The following is a 15,678-nucleotide window of genomic DNA, read 5'->3' as shown; positions in this document are numbered from 1 at the left end:
CTAACAAATAGAACATGCGAGTGAACATGCGGGTCGCCAGCGCGACTTGTCCGGTGCTCATACTTCACCCCGAAGAGCGCTTCCACGCGATCAATCACCATCAGAGCACGGTCGAAATCATCGGCCCGGCGTGTGTACCCGGCGTGCTCGGAAAGATACGAAAGCGCCTCCGACACCGCCTGCGCGTGCGCGGCATCGACTACCTGGCGCACACTTTCGCTTCCGAACCCCCACAAAACAGACACACTTTTCGGGGCGCAAAACGTTAAATCGAACCCCGGCACACCGGTTGATTTTGGCGCGCGCCCAAGTTTCTCCCCACTTGGTGCGAGCGCTTTATTGAACCAATCTCGCACCGAATCGCCACGAATTTCAGCATCGACTTCAACACCAAGCCGCGCAGAAACACGCTCACTTTGCGCGCGAGAACGAGCCGCAATCCACGCTCGCGCGGGCCTTCGTTCCGTCCTCGGAGTAGTACGAATCCGGCCCACTTTCAGGCGCCGTCTGGCCGGGTTCATTGCCAACAGTGGACTCGTAATAGACCACGGATTCGCCATGCAGTTTCGCAATCGTCAGCATGAAGTGCCCCGAGTTCGTAAGTTGAGTAGTGGAACCTATGTCGCAATAGCGTCATTGGTCTGGAAAATATTCCCGAGTGAGTGCCTACGACGCGAGAAAACCCCAGCGGAAACCGACGCAATGTGTGGCGCTCACACTGTCGCACTGAGGTGTACCCCTAAAACCATCATCTCGTGGGAATTACTGCGTGACGAAGAAGCCATCGCCTTCTTCCAGCGGATATTTCGGGGCGCGATCGCGGTCTGTCTTCGGCCAGGACACCCCGTCAGCCTCCAGCTTGTCCCGCGACAACAGGTCACCTTCCACTACAGCGTGGAGCAGCTCACTCTGCTTTTTCTCCAGGTGAACTAGGTGAGTCAACACTGCTAATAGCTCACTGAATTGTCGGGACCATTCAGTTGGCCAGCTGGCCGGGATAATCTCGTCCAAAGGGGACGACTTCCGCCCCTTAGGCTTTTTCCGTCGGTAGCCAACCCACGAATCAATTATCTGAACGCCGCCGACAGTGTAGCCCCAAACTTCAGGGGCAACGTTCGACCAACGGCCATCCCCTAGATGGATAGTGCGGGTGTCTTCATCGTAAGTCGCTTTTTCTGGCATGTTTACGCCAACTGCCTTGTCATAGGACGGGAGGGTGTACCCCTTCTGCGGTGCACCCATTATTTGAGAGATCCCTGGCATTGGCTTCCCACGGTGACCGTAGGTATGCAACCAAATGATGTTGTACCCAACCTCCACGACTGCATCCCATAGTTCTGTGTCAGCAGTGATCGGAACATGATTACCGGAGTAATGCAGCGGTTCACTGAACATGTCCACGTATTCCGGATGAGCAGAAACCCCTGCCACGTAGGCGGACAAATCGGTAGCTGTGACTGTCTGACCAAGCGCAGCCGAGAGCGCCTCCAACAGCCCTAGGGCAACGTTTGGAGATCCATCTGGGTGGAAGGTCGGCAGCGTCCGACCACCTCGGTTATTAAACGTATCCATGTCTGTAATCAGGTGGGAGAACATAACCCCCGGACCAGCTTTGGGGTAGTGAGCGTGCTGTTCAACCAAGAAAATCTGGCCATCTGACCGGCCCGCCCACAGCGTTGGGCTTGGCATATGAAGCAAACGACTATCCGCAATGAGGTGCTGACGGTCGAACGATCGGTAGCAGACCTCAACGATCGCAGGTTCTGACGGCCACTTCACCTCAGAAAAAGGAACCCGCGTGTTTTGTTCAGCGTCCCCCGACGGAAGAGGTCGCTTGATTTTCTCTAGGGTGGTATCCCGAGTTTCTTTGAAAAGCGCTCGTTTACGGTCGGTATCAGCTTCTTGGGTAAGTTCGTCCCACCGCTGCTGGAGAACTCCCGGATCAGGAGAATAAACCCATTTCTTATTAGGTTTAACACCTGGCGCGGTCCAGCAGTACAGGTCGTTAAGAGCTGGGTAGCTAGCCCACTGGTTTCCAGCGGATGGAACGAAACCGTCCTTCCATCCGGTTCCGGTGTCCTCGAAGCACTCATCGTCAAGATTAAGGTTTCCTAAAACCTCGAATTTCTGCTCCTTGGTGCCGTGCAGTTCCGTGTATTTAATGTTGGCTGGCGTGTTCAGGTCGTTGTTCTGCTTGCGCACGAAAAGTGCGATGGCGACCTCGGTTTCGATGTTGAATACCGCTGTTTTCGCTGGAGGACGCTTTCCTTCGGGTGTGAGGTTGATAATCCACCCTCGGGAAGTGTTGCGTCGAATCCATTCACGCATCCCCCGGAATCCTGGGCCGTTGAGGTATCCGGTGGCGGTGATGAAGCAAACCACGCCGTCTGGGGAGTCCTTGATGCTCTCAAAGACTTTCCACATCGCCCAGCGCCAGAAGTACACATATAGGTTTTTCAGGACGTACTCGTACTTTCCGTTTCCAGGGGAGCGGAAATCATCGAGTGGGGCTTTTGTTTCTGCTGCATATCCTTGTTCGATCCAGCCGCCCAGGCCTTCAGCTTTGTCCTTGTAAGGCGGGTTTCCGATGCAAACTTGGATTGGAGTTTCGAGCTTGACCTTGTTGGCCTGCTCGCGTTGCTGCGCAATCATCTGCAGCGTATAGCTGAGCTGGCGATCACTACCTTTAGTCGGATCTTCCAGCGTGTCAGCAACAAACAGGTGCAGCCCATCATCTGGCAGCGATCCGCCGTGCTCCCGAATCGCTTGGCTTAGACGCAGTTCAGCGACGGAAAACGGGCCAGACTGAAGCTCGATTCCGTAAAGGCGCTTAGCAACGGAGGACACTGCGTCCGCCACCGCCCCCTTCCCGTAGGGCACAGCCTTCTCGGCAACGTGTTGGATAACGCTCAATGGGTAAGTACCTGTACCCATTGCAGGGTCGCACAACCATTCACGCTGGATGCAAGACCCCAGTGCGGAGCGGTGCTATCGGATGGCGCCGATACCCGCTATGACCAGCAATTTTGCGCCGAAGAAGCGGATCGAGAACTGGGTTACCATGCTAGCGAGAGGACTCCTCGCAAGGTTCAGGTTCGCCCCTGAACCGGAGTGAACCAGTCAGGATTTCGCGCGCAGCAATTGCTGAGCAGGTGATCGTAGCAACGGAAACAACCAGCATAGACGTCGCGCTGTTCCTTCCCGGAGGAGCTCGGGAGAAGGGAACAGCGCGAGGACGTGGTAACGATCAGAGTGACGCGTTTATGGGCCGCCCCCCTCATTCGGTCCGGACGCTCTGTGAGCCGTCGGTTTCGATTTGATGGGTGCATTGCTGAGCGTACTCGATTGGGGGTAGGTAGCCGAGCGAGGAGTGCCGGCGGTGATGGTTGTACTCGTCTTTCCAGTCGCCGATCACGACCTGCGCGTGCAGCAGCGAGTAGAAGCTGTTGATGTTGAGGCACTCGTCGCGGAGCCGGCTGTTGAACGACTCAACGTACCCGTTCCGCCACGGCGAGCCCGGTGGGATGTAGGACAGGCCGGTGCGGGTACCTGCCCAGTCGGCCATCGCTTCGCTGATGAACTCCGGCCCGTTGTCGGACCTGAGCACAACGGGAGCGCCGCGGACGGCGACGAGATCCTCGAGATACGCGGTGAGCCGGTCGGCGGTGATCGACCGCTCGACCAGCCCGCCGATGCATTCCCGGGTGTGCTCATCGACTATCGAACAGATCTTGATCGGCCGGCCCTGTTCGTCGGCGTCGAACTGGAAGTCCACCGCCCGCACCACGTTCGGCGCGTCCGCTGTTGCGGGGTCGACGGTCGAGGACCCGACGCGTTTGCGACGCCGCTGCTGCCGGACGCGGAGGCCCTCGTCACGCCAGAGGCGTTGGATCTTCTTGTGGTTCACGACTCAGCCCTCGGCGCGCGCATCGTGATACGCGCGTCGGTACCCGTAACGGGGGCGTTTCTTCGCCCAGGCACGCAGCCAGTCCCGCAACGCCCGGTCCGGGCCTGCGGTCGTGTCGCCCTTGAGCGTCGCGTTCTGCTTCTCGAGCTCCTTCAGGCGCTTCGCGTCGTCGGCCTTCAACCCGCCGTACTGGTTACGCCACCGGTAGTACGTCTGCTCGGACACCCCGAGCTCCCGGCACACCGCCGCGACATCCGCGCCGTCGGCGAGTATCCTGTCGGCCTACCCGAGCTTGCGGACGACCTGTTCCGGGGTGTGACGCTTCCTGCTGTTCGACATGATCTGACCAGTCTCCCTGCCCGAACCCTCGGGCGGCAGGACGACTCTCAGAACCACCGGACCTACGAAACGGGGTCAGCCCAATATCTCAGGACACAGTGGATAGTCCCTATCAGGACATCTCAGACATGTTGTTGTTCTCTCTCACTGAGGCAGGGGACGGGAGGAAAGCTCCGGAAATGTTCGGGAAGACGCAGCGCACAGGATGGGAGACGAACGGAAAAGGCTCGTGAAACGTGATGTGAGCGAGCCGCAATGGTCGAACCGGCGGGCTTGTGGCTGGTCAGTGACGTCGCAGCAAAACCGAGAGTGTGAGGTAGAGGCCGCCGAGGCTGACGGTGATCGCGCCGACGGGGAGCTGGGTTGGTGCGAAGGCGTGGGCGGCGGTCCAGTCCGCGGCGGCAAGCAGGATCGCGCCGGAGAAGGTGGCGGCGAGGATTGGGCGGTCGCGTGGGAGCAGGGTGTTCGCGATGTGTGGTGCGGCGAGGGCGATGAACATGACCGGTCCGGCGACTGCGGTGGTGGTGGCGGTGAGGAGCACCGCGGCGATGGCAAGTGTTGTTCTCGTGCGGGGCACTCTTAGGCCGAGTGCGGTTGCGAGGTCGTCGCCGAGGGCGAGGATTCGGAGTGTCGGGAGCACCGCGGAGGTGGCTATTCCGATAGCGGCGAGGGCTGCGAGGGCGGGCCAGGCCTGCGCCCAACGCATGTTGTCCAGGGTGCCTGCGGCCCAGATGGAGCCGGTGGCGGCGGTGGCGGTATCGGTGCGGTAAAGCAGCCAAGTGTTGACCGCGGTGAGGAGGGCGCTGATGGCGATCCCGTTGAGAATGAGCCCGCGGCCGCCGTTTCTCGGGCCGCGTGCGAGGGTTAGCACGAGGAGAGCTGTCACGAGGCCGCCGACGATGGAGGCAACCGCGAGCGCGAGGAACCCGCTTGCCGGTAGGAGAAGCAGGGTGAGGAGAACACCGGTGTAGGCGCCGGTGTTGAAGCCGATCACATCGGGGCTGCCGAGCGGGTTGCGGGTGAGGGATTGGAAGATCGCGCCGGCAGCACCGAGGGCTGCTCCGAAGGCGATGGCGGTGAGCGCACGCGGTAACCGCCAAGACAGGACGACAATCGTCGTGAAGTCATCGGCACGCCCGAGGATCGCTTCGAGCACTTCCCATGGGGTCAGCGGCAGGTCCCCGGAAGCGAGTGAGGCGAGGATCAGGCCGGCGAGCGTGAGCAGTGCAACGGCCCATCGCCATGCGATCCGATCGCCGGGTCTGTGACCGGTCGGGGGTCGGTTCATCGGCGTCTCCGAAGGAGAACGATCATGACCAGCGCTCCGAGGGCTGCACTGACGATCCCGACGGGGATCTCTCCCGGCCAAAGGACGATGCGGGACAGGATGTCGGCGGTGAGGACTAAGCCGGCGCCCGTGAACGTGGATATCAATAGGAGGGGTGCGGTGCGGGGCCCCGTGAAGGGGCGGACGATGTGCGGCACCATGAGCCCGATAAACCCGATGGGCCCGGCGATCGCGGTGGCGGCACCGACGAGGCACACCGTCGCCAGCCCGGTGCCGATCCGGGTGGCCAGGGGGTGTGAGCCGAGGCCGCGGGCGAGGTCGTCACCGAGGGCGAGCGCATCCATCGGGCGGACCAGCAGAAAGGCGATTAGCGCGCCGACGGCCAGTATCGGGAGCGAGAAGGCGATGACCTTGCTATCCGGGCTCGCCAGCGATCCGGCTGACCACGCGCGCATCGCGTCGAGCGCGCGCGGGTTCAGCAGGGTGATAGCCGACTGGATGCCAGAGACCGTCATGCTGAAAGCGACTCCGGCGAGGATCAGCCGAGAACCGTCCGCACGCCCTCGCAGGCCGAGGATGAGCACGACCGTCGTGACTGCGGCGGCACCGATGATCGCGGAGGCGGCGATCCCGAAGGCGGAGCGGAGTCCGAGCCAGCTCATACCGATCGTCACCGCGAATGCGGCCCCTGACCCGACGCCGAGCAGTCCCGGGTCTGCGAGGGGGTTCCGGGTCATCGCCTGCATGAGCGCCCCGGACCAAGCCAGTGCAGCGCCGACGAGCATCCCGGCGAGAGTGCGCGGCAGACGCACCTCACCGACGAGCGTGCGCACCTCCTCGGATCCACTGCCGCTGACGAGCGCCATGATCTCGGTAAGGCCGAGAGGCTTGGAACCGATCAGTATGCTCGCGAACGTGAGCAGAATCACCAGGATGGCTGCGATGAGCGCCACAACGAGGAGGCGCGGCAAGCGGACAGGCGACGCCTCCTCGCGCGGGCGTGTCACGACGCGGGAATGAGTTCGAGGCCAGCGCATAGCTCGTCGAGTAGCCACGGCACGGCCGCGACGTTGGGATCCTGCAGTGCGGTCGCGGCCTCGAGACCGACGGGGACGTACCGCTGCTGCATAATCGGCTGCTGGGACACGATCGGATCGGACTCGAACTTCTGCTGCAGGGCATCAGACTGATAGGTCATGAACAGTACCCCCGCGTCGTTGAACAGTGGGGCCTGTTCGAAGCTCACGTCGATCGAGCCGGGCACAGAACCCTGCCCGCCGAGTTCCGTGATCGCGGGAAGGGAGACGAGCCCGAGCTGCTGCATGAACCGGGCGGTGACATTCTCTTGATCGACCAGGAACACGACCACGCCATCGCGAGCCTGCCCATACAGGAAAGTACCCCCGTCGAGGTTCGGCAGTTCTTCCTTCGTCTTGGCGATGGCGTCATCGGCCTGCTGGATCAGCCGCTCAGCCGCTTCGGGATCACCGAGCGCCTGGCCGACGCGTGCGGCGGATTCCTCACTCGTGGCCCGGTAGAGGCCCTCCTCGTAGGTGACGACCGGCGCAATGTCGCTGAGCTGCTGGTACATGGCCTCATCCAGCGTGAACGCGGCGGTGGCGAGGATCAGGTCGGGCTTGGCAGAAGCGACCTGCTCAACACTGATGCTCATCGGGTTCACCCAGGTCGTGTCGTCGGGGAGCGGGTCGATATACGGCAGGTTCTTCTCATCGCCCGCTCCAGCGACCGACGTGAACGATTCGGGCGCCAGCACCACCTCCGCACCCATCGCCGACGCCAGCGCAACATCGGCGTAGCCGAGTGCGGCAATCCGCTTGGGCCTCTCCTTGATCGTGACATCGCCGTAGGCGTTGTGCAGCGTCACCGGGAACGCACCGTCGCCGGGCGGGGGTTCGTCTGTGGAAGGCGTCATAGGCCCGAAGGCGCAACCGGCGAGCAACAGCGCGCCGGCCAGCACTGCTGCCATCGCGGAGGCGATACGGGTATGAACGGATCTGAGCATGGGCTTTTCTCGTTTCTCTGGTGGGTAGGGCCTCAGGCCGCGGGCAGGATTCCTGCTACGGCTTCGAACACACGGGCCGGGGTCTGCGCTGTGTCTAGTTCCTGCCAGCGCGCCGCCAGTTCCGTGACGACGGGGAGCAACGGGCGGACACCGTCATGTTCGGGGAGCACGCTCGGACGGTTCAGCCGGGCGCAGGTGATGGTGGCCTGTCCGAGGATGGTCGCGAACATGGTGCGGTAGAACATGAAAGCTGCCTCGTCGGAGAGCCCGGCGTTCCGTGCACAGGAGAGGAATCCTTCCGGGAACCGGAGGCCGGCCGGGCTCGCGAGCCTACCAGTGGAGATCAAGCGAATCATCCAGGGGTGCTCGACAAGGAAGCCGTGCATACACAAAGCGAGATCGACGGAGTCCCGTACGGGATCGTGCGAGGTCGCAGGGAAGACGATCTTCTCGGATACCCGCTCCACCAGCGCGAGCAGCAGCGCGTCGCGATCTGCGAAGTGGTGGTACAGCGCCATCGGGGTCACGCCTAGCTTCGTGGCGAGGAGCCGCATCGAGAGCGCGGCTTCGCCATCGGAGCGCACGAAGGCGAGAGCCTCGTCCACGATCTGCGCAGGATCCAGTTTGCTCACGATGCCGTCCTTTCAGTTTTAGGTTACCCCAACTATACGCATATAGTCTTAGACATGGCAACCAAGACATCTCTCCTCGACCCGGCCGTCCTGCGACTGCTGCGCCCCTCTCTCCCGGCACTGGCCGTTGCAACGGCTGGCACGACACTCTCGGGCCTATTCGGCCTGGCCGCGATGTGGCAGATCGTGCGCCTGATCGAAGCCCCGGCCCCCGCACGGGTGGGCTGGGCCAGTGGCGCCTGGCTGTGCGCGGCGCTCCTGGCTGCGGGCGCTTCGTGGCTCGCGCACGCCGTCGAGGGGCGGCTCGAGGCGCGTGTGCGGCGAGCGGTGGCCGGTAGCCTGCTCCGGCTGCCGGCCGACCGGTTGGCCGCCTACCCGACGGATCGGTTGCGTCGGCTCGTCACTGAGGATGTCGCCGCGCTGCATCACATGATCGCCCACCTTCCCGCGGAAGCAGCCACGCTCGTCGCGGTGCCTGTGTGCGCCGTCCTGCTGATGCTGACGCTCGCCGGGCCCGTGTCCCTGCTCACCCTCATCCCGGGCGTGCTCGCCGGGACGGCCTACCTCACGGTGATCCCGCGCCTCTCGGCAAGACACGGCGCCGAGCTGGGCCGGGTGATGGCCGAGATCACAACGGCGGTCGACGACTACGCTCGTGGGATCCATGTCTTCCGCAGCTACGGTGCAGCGAACAGCGCTCTCGCGGACTACATGGACGCCGCCCGGCGCTTCACCACCGGCATGCTCGACTGGGTGCGACGTGTCGCCACTCCTGCCGCGGTAGCCGTCGGCCTGCTTCAGGCGGCCTCCAGCTACGCCATCGCCTACGCGGTCGGCTTCGCTCGGGAGCCTGCCGTGCTCGCAGCGATCCTGCTGATGGGGCTGGCGCTCGTCACACCCGCACTGAGGCTTGAACATGGCCTCGACTACGTCGCCGCGGGGCGAGTCGCGTCCACACGCATCGGAGAACTCCTCGCCGAGCCTGTTCTGCCTCACGGCAACGCGAACGCGGTCAGCGGGCCGGGCATTCTGGTGGACAGTATCGTGGTCTCGGCGGGTGGCCGAAGGACCCTCGACGGACTCTCCCTGACCGCGCCAGCATCCGCGGTGACGGCGGTCACGGGGCCGAGTGGTGCAGGAAAGAGTACCCTCCTTCGCGTGCTCGCGGGCCTGCAGCCGCCCCTGAGTGGCATCGTCAGGGTCGCTGGCACCGACATATCGGCGTTTCCCGAAGCGGCACGGCCGGAGGCGGTGCTGCTGATCCCGCAGGGCGGGGACGTGCTCCCTGCAAGCATCGGCGAGAACCTTCGCCTGACCGCCCCCGATGCAGACGACCAGGCGCTGACGGCCGCCCTCGCTCGCGCCCAGCTCGATCTCCCGCTCGATACGGACGCCGCGCTGCTGTCCGGCGGCGAGCGCCAGCGCGTCTCGCTTGCCCGAGCGTTCCTCGCGCAGGCGGGCGCTATCCTGCTCGACGAGCCCACGAGCGCCCTCGACGACGCGACAGCCACCCGCTTCTGGGGCGAACTCGAAGAGCTCGCCCGGGCTGAGGGGAAGACCGTCGTGGCGGTCACTCACGATCCACGTCTCGCACTCCGAGCCGACCATGTCCACAGGCTCGCCCCGCCAGCCACTCCCGAAGAAGGAGACGACCAATGAACCGCAACACTCCGGCACCCAAGCAGGTGCGGCCAGGCTTTCCGACGGTGGCAAAACGGCGGATGGCATGGATCGGCGCCGGCTGGGTGCTCGCAGCCCTCGCCGAAGCCACTGCCTACACGGTCCTTGCCTTCGCGATCCGCGACCGGGGAGGGGTGCTGCCTGTGCTCGCCGCAGCGGCCGTGTCACTGGTCGCCACCGTGCTGGTCTCCCGCAGCGGCTACCTGAGCGGCGCACGATTGGCCGGCGACCTCTATGCCCAGCTCGGCCGATCTCTTTCCGCCACGAAGTTGTCCTGGTTCACGGCAGAGAACCGTGCACTCGTGACCACCGTTGCCGGACGCGGCATACCCGCGCTCATGGGCGTGCCCGCCCATCAGTTGCAGACAGTGATCTGCGCACCGCTTGTACCCGTGCTCATGGTTGTCGCGGTCGGGTTCGTGTCAGGGGCTGGCGAGGCCTGCGTGCTCGCCCTCCTGCTGCTGGCCGCCTTCGCCACGCAGATGCTCACGCAACGCCACCTGCAACGCGCCGACGCCGAGCGTCATCGCATCGAGCAGGAGACGGTGCGCGCGACGATGGAATTCGTCGACCACCTCGAACTGATCCGCACCGCAGCCGGCCCCCGAGGTCTCGTCCGCGCGGATGAGGCTTGGAGGCGACAGGAACAGGCGATGGCGCGCACCAACCAGGCCGCAGCGCCCGCGACCCTTGTGTCCTTTCTCGCGTCGGTCATGCCCGTTGCCGGGATGCTGATCATGCTCGCTGCTTCTGGAGAGTTCGCGATACCTGAGGCAGCCCTCGCGTTGCTGGTGCTCACCATCCGGGCGTCCGCCCCGATCGATGAACTCGCCCTCGCCGGGGTCAGCCTCAACGAGGTACGTTCACACAGCTCGGCCTACCATACAGCCGCGATGGCGCCGCGCCTACCCGCTCCCGCTGACCCCGTCCCTCCGGCAGGTTCGGAGATCGAGCTCCGCGACGTCGCGCATCCACCCGCGCTCCGCACGATCACCGCGAACATTCCCCCAGGCGCACGCGTCCACATCGCAGGCCCCAGCGGTGCCGGCAAGAGTACCCTTCTGGGACTGTTGCAGCGCTTCGACGATCCCGCCGATGGAACTGTCACTCTCGGCGGGGTCTCACTCGCCGCACTTGAGGAGACAGAGATCACCGCAAGAATCGCCTATGTCCCCCAGGACCCCATCGTGCTCACCGGCACTCTCGCCGAGAACATCAAACTCGGCCGCCCCGAAGCTTCCGACAAGGAGATCCTTCAGGCAGCCGAGCGCGCCCAACTCCGGGAGGTGATCACTCGTGACCCGCTGGGTATCCACCAGCACCTCGGCATTCACGGGCAGGCGCTCTCCGGGGGAGAACGTCAACGAGTCGCGATCGCACGCGCCCTCCTCAAGAACGCGCCGGTGCTCGTGCTGGACGAAGCCACCTCCGCTCTCGACACGGCCACAGAACAACGGATCGCTGACACCCTCGCCACCTACGACGGGACTCTCATCTTCGTCACACACCGCGACCCCACCATCTGGCACCCCAACCGCACCATCACCCTTGAAGGACCACAGCAGGCATGACCACCATCCGCCACCGCATCCGCGAACTCACCCAACAGAACATGCGCCCGGTCTCCACCAACGCCGAAATCACCAGTATCCGCAGCATCGCCCCCAGCTACACCCGCGTCACCCTCACCTCCTCCGACCTGGCCCGCTACGAGCCCACGCTGCCCGCAGACGGCATCAAAATCGCCGTTCCCGGAAAGGACGGCGCACCCGAGATCCGAGCAATGACCGTCTCCCGCCGGCCCACACCCGACACGATCGAGATCGACGTCCTCACACACACGGGCGGTATCCTCGCCCCCTGGCTCACCCACGCTCGCACGGGCGACCGAATCGACGTGCACGCGGTCCGACGCGAATGGGCACTCGGTGACGACATCACCGAACACATCCTCGTAGCTGACGCTAGCGCGCTCCCCGCAGCAGCCACGATCCTCCACGCCATTCCAGAAGAGCACCAGGTTCACGCCTGGCTCCACGTCCCAGAAGCCGACGATGGCGTGCTCATCCCCGAGCGCCTCAACCTCCAGCTGCATCCCCACGTCGGCAACGCCTGGACACCGATGCAACTCCGCGACGAACTCAACAAAGTACTCCCCTCAATTCCCAGGAACAATGGAGTGCAAGCTTGGCTCGCCGCCGAAGCCTCGACTGTCGCCGAGGGGCGACGATGCCTCACAAAGCACGGGCACGACCGCGACCATATGTTCGCCGCGGCATACTGGAAGCACGGTTGCGGCAGCACCGCACGCGATGAACGTATCCGACGCGCCTATGTGGAAGCGGTGGCAAAAGACGCCGACCTTACCGACCCGGACACGCGCGCCGACACAGAAATGCTCGCGGACGAAATGGGTCGAGAGGTTCCCTCCCCCTAGCGTGCTGTTCGAGCTTTTCCAGTGACGAAGAGCACGGTCACGGTGCCGATGACGGTAAGCGCGGCGATTCCTAGTACGAGCCAGCGGGCGGCGGCGAGTTGGCTTGCGCTCCCGAGGGCGAGAAGGTTTCCTGCGATCGCGGAGGTAAGGGTAAACGCGATCAATTGGGTCGTGCTGACGGCAGCTGCCGCTTTCGCACCCTCGGTTTCGTCGTCGCTACTGCTCATTGCTGCGACTGAGAGATGCGGGAAGGCGAGCCCGATTCCGATACCAGCGATCAACAGCATGACCACCCATAACACAACGATGAACGCCGTGGCGTGCACAGCTTGCAGTACTCCGTAGCTTGCCAGGCCCACGGTGAGGAGCACTGGACCGGTACGAGTAAGTCTGCGAGCGATCTTCCCCGTGGCGTTCGCGCTGAAGAGCTGGGCAACAACCCACCCCAACGACAGAACCGCGCCGAGCAGTCCCGCCAACAGTGGGGAGAGGTTCGCGAGTTGCTGGCCGAACAGGGGGATGAAGTTCTCGACCATCACGCCCGCGCATAGCGCCGCTACCGTGAGATATACCCATTTGAGTTGGTTGCAACGGGCATAGGTGAGCCTAGGAAGCACGCCGTTGGCGTCGCGTGCATCGACGGCAAGAAACACAATGAGAAGGAGCAACCCTGCGCCGACCATGACCGGCACCCAGAAGGTTGAGAGGGTCGAGCTGAGGCTGAGCGTTGCTGAGGTCAGGGCCAGTGCAATGATCGACGGAATCGGGACGCGCAACCGGATCGACTTCGCAGGTTTCCGTCGCGGCAGGGCACGTAGCGTCACGACCGACAGGATCACCGCAAGTGCGGCGAGCACTCCGAATGCTGCTCGCCATGCGTTGAGTTCGGCGAACACGCCGCCAAGTGCAGGCCCCACGAGGGTGCCGATGCCGAACATCGCGGACACCACTCCGGTACCACGAGTCCACAGCGTCTGCGGCAGCACGCTTCGGATCACGGCGTACCCAAGACCGGTGAGTAGGCCTGCGCCAAAGCCTTGTACTGCTCGCCCGGTCACGAACAGTTCCATCGTCGGGCTTGCTGCGCTGATGAGAGTCCCGGCAGCGAAAAGCAGGTACGCGGTGACGTAGGTGTGTGCAGCGCCCTGAGTGGTGAGCATGCGGCTCACGAACATCGTCGCGATCACTGCGGTGATCAGATACCCGGTTGACGCCCAGGCATAGTATTGCTGGCCACCGATCTCAGCGACCACAGTTGGCATGAGGGCTGCGGTGAAGTATAGGTTCATCGCGTACAGGCCGACCCCGCTGGCCATGACGATGACTGCCGTTAGGTGCGGCTTCGAGAAGAGAGCGCCCCATCCCGATTTGGGTGTTAGAGGAGTGCTGGATGTGGGCTGTGGCTGATGTTCTGGTGTCGATGAGGTCACACCGGCTACACTAGAACTTCAAGTCAACTTGAAGTCAAGGAGTCGCGAGTATGAGTTATGCACCGACCGATCTCCTCACTGTTGGCGAGGTTGCTCGTCGTGCCGGGATCGCCACGAGTGCGGTTAGGTTCTATGAGGATCAGGGGCTGATTTCTTCTGTTCGTACAGCTGGGAACCAGCGCAGGTATCCGCGTTATGTGCTTCGCCGGATCGGAATCATCACCGCCGCCCGCCGTTTCGGCATTCCACTGGCCGAAGTCGCCCAAGTATTCGACTCACTTCCTGAGAATCGGATGCCAGGAAAGACCGACTGGCGCAGAATCTCCAAACGTTGGCATGAACGACTTGAGGTGCGACGGAGGGAACTTGAACGTCTTGAAGAAGAACTAGTGGGGTGCATCGGTTGTGGGTGTCTCTCACTCAATACATGCCGCGTGCTCAACCCTGACGACCAGCTTTCTTCCGAAGGCCCTGGCGCGAGGAGATTGCAGTATCCCTCGGGAGTTGACGCACAATGAGCCGTCTCAGCTGTGATCGCATAGGATGCCTCACCGAGTCGTGCGGCTCGAGAATCGTTCATAGACTCAACTCCCCTCCGACGCTGTTTCCGTCATTGACCATTCAGGAGCCCCTTGGCCTTCTCCGCGTTCTTCGCGCTAAGAGCGTCTTCTGAATGACTTTCCGGAGCCGAGCAAGCCCACGTTCGAGTTGACGGGGATCAGGGCGTCCGATGCAGATACGGAGACCTGAGGCCTCATTCAAGGGGTCAGTGCTCATAGCCGCTGGAGGCGTGACGAGGGCGCCTTCGCGCGCGACGGAATGTGCGATTTCCTCGGCTTGTCCCCGAACCATCGGGAGCCAAAGGTGAAAACCGCCAGACGGGTGGAACGGGATGAGCAGCTACACCATTCCCAATGTCATCGCGCAGCACCCACGCGGTGAACGCATTATGGACGTATATTCCCGCCTACTCACCGAACGCGTGGTCTATTTGGAAACTGGGATCGACGCAGGCGTCGCCAATGCCCTGATCGCGCAACTGCTGTATCTCGAAGCAGACAGCCCGGATCGCGACATCCAGCTCTACATCAACTGCGAAGGTGGTGGCCCTAGTGCCATGCTCGCCATCTACGACACGATGAAGTTCATCAAGCCCAGCATCGCAACAACATGCGTCGCTCAGGCGGTATCGGTCGGAGCGGTACTACTGACAGCTGGCGCGCCAGGCAAACGTGCCGCGCTGCCGCACGCACGGATCGTGCTCCACCAGCCAGCCGCTCAAAGCCGAGGAACAATCCCCCATCTGATCCGCGACGTTAATGTTCTTCCCCGGCTCGAATAGATCCTCGCTTCCTTCTGCTAGCCCTAGGCGCACAAGGAGGCGAACTACTTCTCGCGGCGTGTAGTGGTCACCAGCCTCCGCGTTCTCAGAAAACCTGCGGATGAGTTCTTCGAACATGTAGCCCATGGCAACGTTGTTGATGCGCTCAGGGGCCAAGTCGAGCTCAGAAAACTTGCGGACAACACCCGTGAGGCGTGAGCCCTTGTGCATCTTGTCGATTTGAGTGAAGAAATCGAGGCCCTCATTCTTGTCGAGGATCATGCGGATGTTCGGGGAAAACGCTTCAAGATAGGTCTTCAGGTTGCGGTGTAGTTGTGCAGGTTCTGCTAGTAGTTTCTCTAGGGTGTAGCGGCTCGTGTTGTAGAACGGGTATCCGCTGACCTGCTTTAGGATCGCGTCGGGTGTGGAGTCGTCTTGCTCGTAGACCGTGCAGACAGCATCTTTCGTTTCTTCTAGGGCGCATTCGAGCCTTCGAATGATGGTCATCGGAATGATGACGTCTTTGTATTTGTCGGCTTGGTATGTCCCGCGTAGCGAGTTGGCGATGCTGAATACGTGATCAACTTGCTTCTTGACGTCAATCTGAGACATGGGGCAGGT

12 protein-coding genes and 3 pseudogenes are annotated in these 15,678 nt (G+C 62.8%); 5 read left to right on the top strand and 10 right to left on the bottom strand.

Going from position 1 to position 15,678, the window contains the following annotated elements; genetic code table 11:
* From mobF to HMPREF2656_RS09190, 8 genes and pseudogenes are all read right to left on the bottom strand, one after another.
* The coding region (mobF, locus tag HMPREF2656_RS13495) for a MobF family relaxase (RefSeq protein ID WP_305764533.1) at positions 1 to 494 on the bottom strand (494 nt) is incomplete at its 3' end.
* Positions 412 to 582, bottom strand: coding sequence for a hypothetical protein (locus HMPREF2656_RS13490; protein ID WP_246825150.1), 171 nt, complete (start codon positions 580 to 582; stop codon positions 412 to 414). The genes HMPREF2656_RS13490 and mobF, both read right to left, overlap by 83 nt.
* 180 nt (positions 583 to 762) lie before the next feature.
* A complete protein-coding gene (locus HMPREF2656_RS09220; protein ID WP_141761058.1) occupies positions 763 to 2,847 on the bottom strand; it encodes a type ISP restriction/modification enzyme in 2,085 nt (694 codons plus the stop codon).
* Between the two features lie 430 nt (positions 2,848 to 3,277).
* Positions 3,278 to 4,246: pseudogene (locus HMPREF2656_RS09215) on the bottom strand (IS3 family transposase).
* A gap of 283 nt (positions 4,247 to 4,529) precedes the next feature.
* Positions 4,530 to 5,534, bottom strand: a complete 1,005-nt coding sequence (locus HMPREF2656_RS09205) for a FecCD family ABC transporter permease (RefSeq protein ID WP_070816461.1) — start codon at positions 5,532 to 5,534, stop codon at positions 4,530 to 4,532.
* Positions 5,531 to 6,571, bottom strand: a complete 1,041-nt coding sequence (locus HMPREF2656_RS09200) for a FecCD family ABC transporter permease (protein ID WP_246825149.1) — start codon at positions 6,569 to 6,571, stop codon at positions 5,531 to 5,533. The genes HMPREF2656_RS09205 and HMPREF2656_RS09200 overlap by 4 nt, the downstream gene beginning before the upstream one ends.
* Positions 6,538 to 7,557: an ABC transporter substrate-binding protein gene (locus HMPREF2656_RS09195; RefSeq protein WP_070816459.1), complete on the bottom strand. Its 1,020-nt coding sequence runs from the start codon at positions 7,555 to 7,557 to the stop codon at positions 6,538 to 6,540. Before HMPREF2656_RS09195 ends, HMPREF2656_RS09200 begins: the two co-directional genes overlap by 34 nt.
* Positions 7,558 to 7,589: 32 nt before the next feature.
* Positions 7,590 to 8,189: a TetR/AcrR family transcriptional regulator gene (locus HMPREF2656_RS09190; RefSeq protein WP_070816457.1), complete on the bottom strand. Its 600-nt coding sequence runs from the start codon at positions 8,187 to 8,189 to the stop codon at positions 7,590 to 7,592.
* Between the two features lie 54 nt (positions 8,190 to 8,243).
* Here HMPREF2656_RS09190 and HMPREF2656_RS09185 point away from each other — a divergent pair, with 54 nt between their 5' ends.
* The 3 genes from HMPREF2656_RS09185 to HMPREF2656_RS09175 are packed head-to-tail and all read left to right on the top strand — an operon-like array spanning position 8,244 to position 12,306.
* Complete coding sequence (locus HMPREF2656_RS09185) at positions 8,244 to 9,848, top strand: ATP-binding cassette domain-containing protein (RefSeq protein WP_070816455.1); 1,605 nt, start codon at positions 8,244 to 8,246, stop codon at positions 9,846 to 9,848.
* A complete protein-coding gene (locus tag HMPREF2656_RS09180) occupies positions 9,845 to 11,440 on the top strand; it encodes an ATP-binding cassette domain-containing protein (RefSeq protein ID WP_034965027.1) in 1,596 nt (531 codons plus the stop codon). Before HMPREF2656_RS09185 ends, HMPREF2656_RS09180 begins: the two co-directional genes overlap by 4 nt.
* Positions 11,437 to 12,306 carry a siderophore-interacting protein gene (locus tag HMPREF2656_RS09175; protein ID WP_005295486.1) on the top strand — a complete coding sequence of 290 codons (870 nt, stop codon included), beginning with the start codon at positions 11,437 to 11,439 and terminating at the stop codon, positions 12,304 to 12,306. Before HMPREF2656_RS09180 ends, HMPREF2656_RS09175 begins: the two co-directional genes overlap by 4 nt.
* Here the strand turns inward: HMPREF2656_RS09175 and HMPREF2656_RS09170 are convergent.
* Complete coding sequence (locus HMPREF2656_RS09170; RefSeq protein WP_236609289.1) at positions 12,303 to 13,736, bottom strand: MFS transporter; 1,434 nt, start codon at positions 13,734 to 13,736, stop codon at positions 12,303 to 12,305. The two genes, HMPREF2656_RS09175 and HMPREF2656_RS09170, sit on opposite strands and share 4 nt — an antisense overlap.
* Positions 13,737 to 13,786: 50 nt before the next feature.
* Between HMPREF2656_RS09170 and soxR the strand changes: the two genes are divergently transcribed.
* Together soxR and HMPREF2656_RS12560 are read left to right on the top strand one after the other, a co-directional pair.
* A complete protein-coding gene (soxR, locus tag HMPREF2656_RS12565; protein ID WP_005295490.1) occupies positions 13,787 to 14,254 on the top strand; it encodes a redox-sensitive transcriptional activator SoxR in 468 nt (155 codons plus the stop codon).
* A gap of 374 nt (positions 14,255 to 14,628) precedes the next feature.
* Positions 14,629 to 15,072 (top strand): annotated as a pseudogene (locus HMPREF2656_RS12560) (ClpP family protease); the annotation flags it as partial.
* Positions 15,073 to 15,258: 186 nt separating this feature from the next.
* On the opposite strand, the pseudogene HMPREF2656_RS13635 reads toward HMPREF2656_RS12560, so the two are convergent.
* A pseudogene (locus tag HMPREF2656_RS13635) lies at positions 15,259 to 15,669 on the bottom strand (type I restriction-modification system subunit M N-terminal domain-containing protein); the annotation flags it as partial.
* Between the last annotated feature and the right edge of the window lie 9 nt (positions 15,670 to 15,678).

This window comes from Corynebacterium sp. HMSC034B08 (assembly GCF_001835805.1).
GTDB classification, from domain to species: Bacteria; Actinomycetota; Actinomycetes; order Mycobacteriales; family Mycobacteriaceae; genus Corynebacterium; species Corynebacterium coyleae.
Note: the sequence above shows the minus strand (reverse complement) of the source record. Positions and strands in the feature narration are given on the sequence as shown.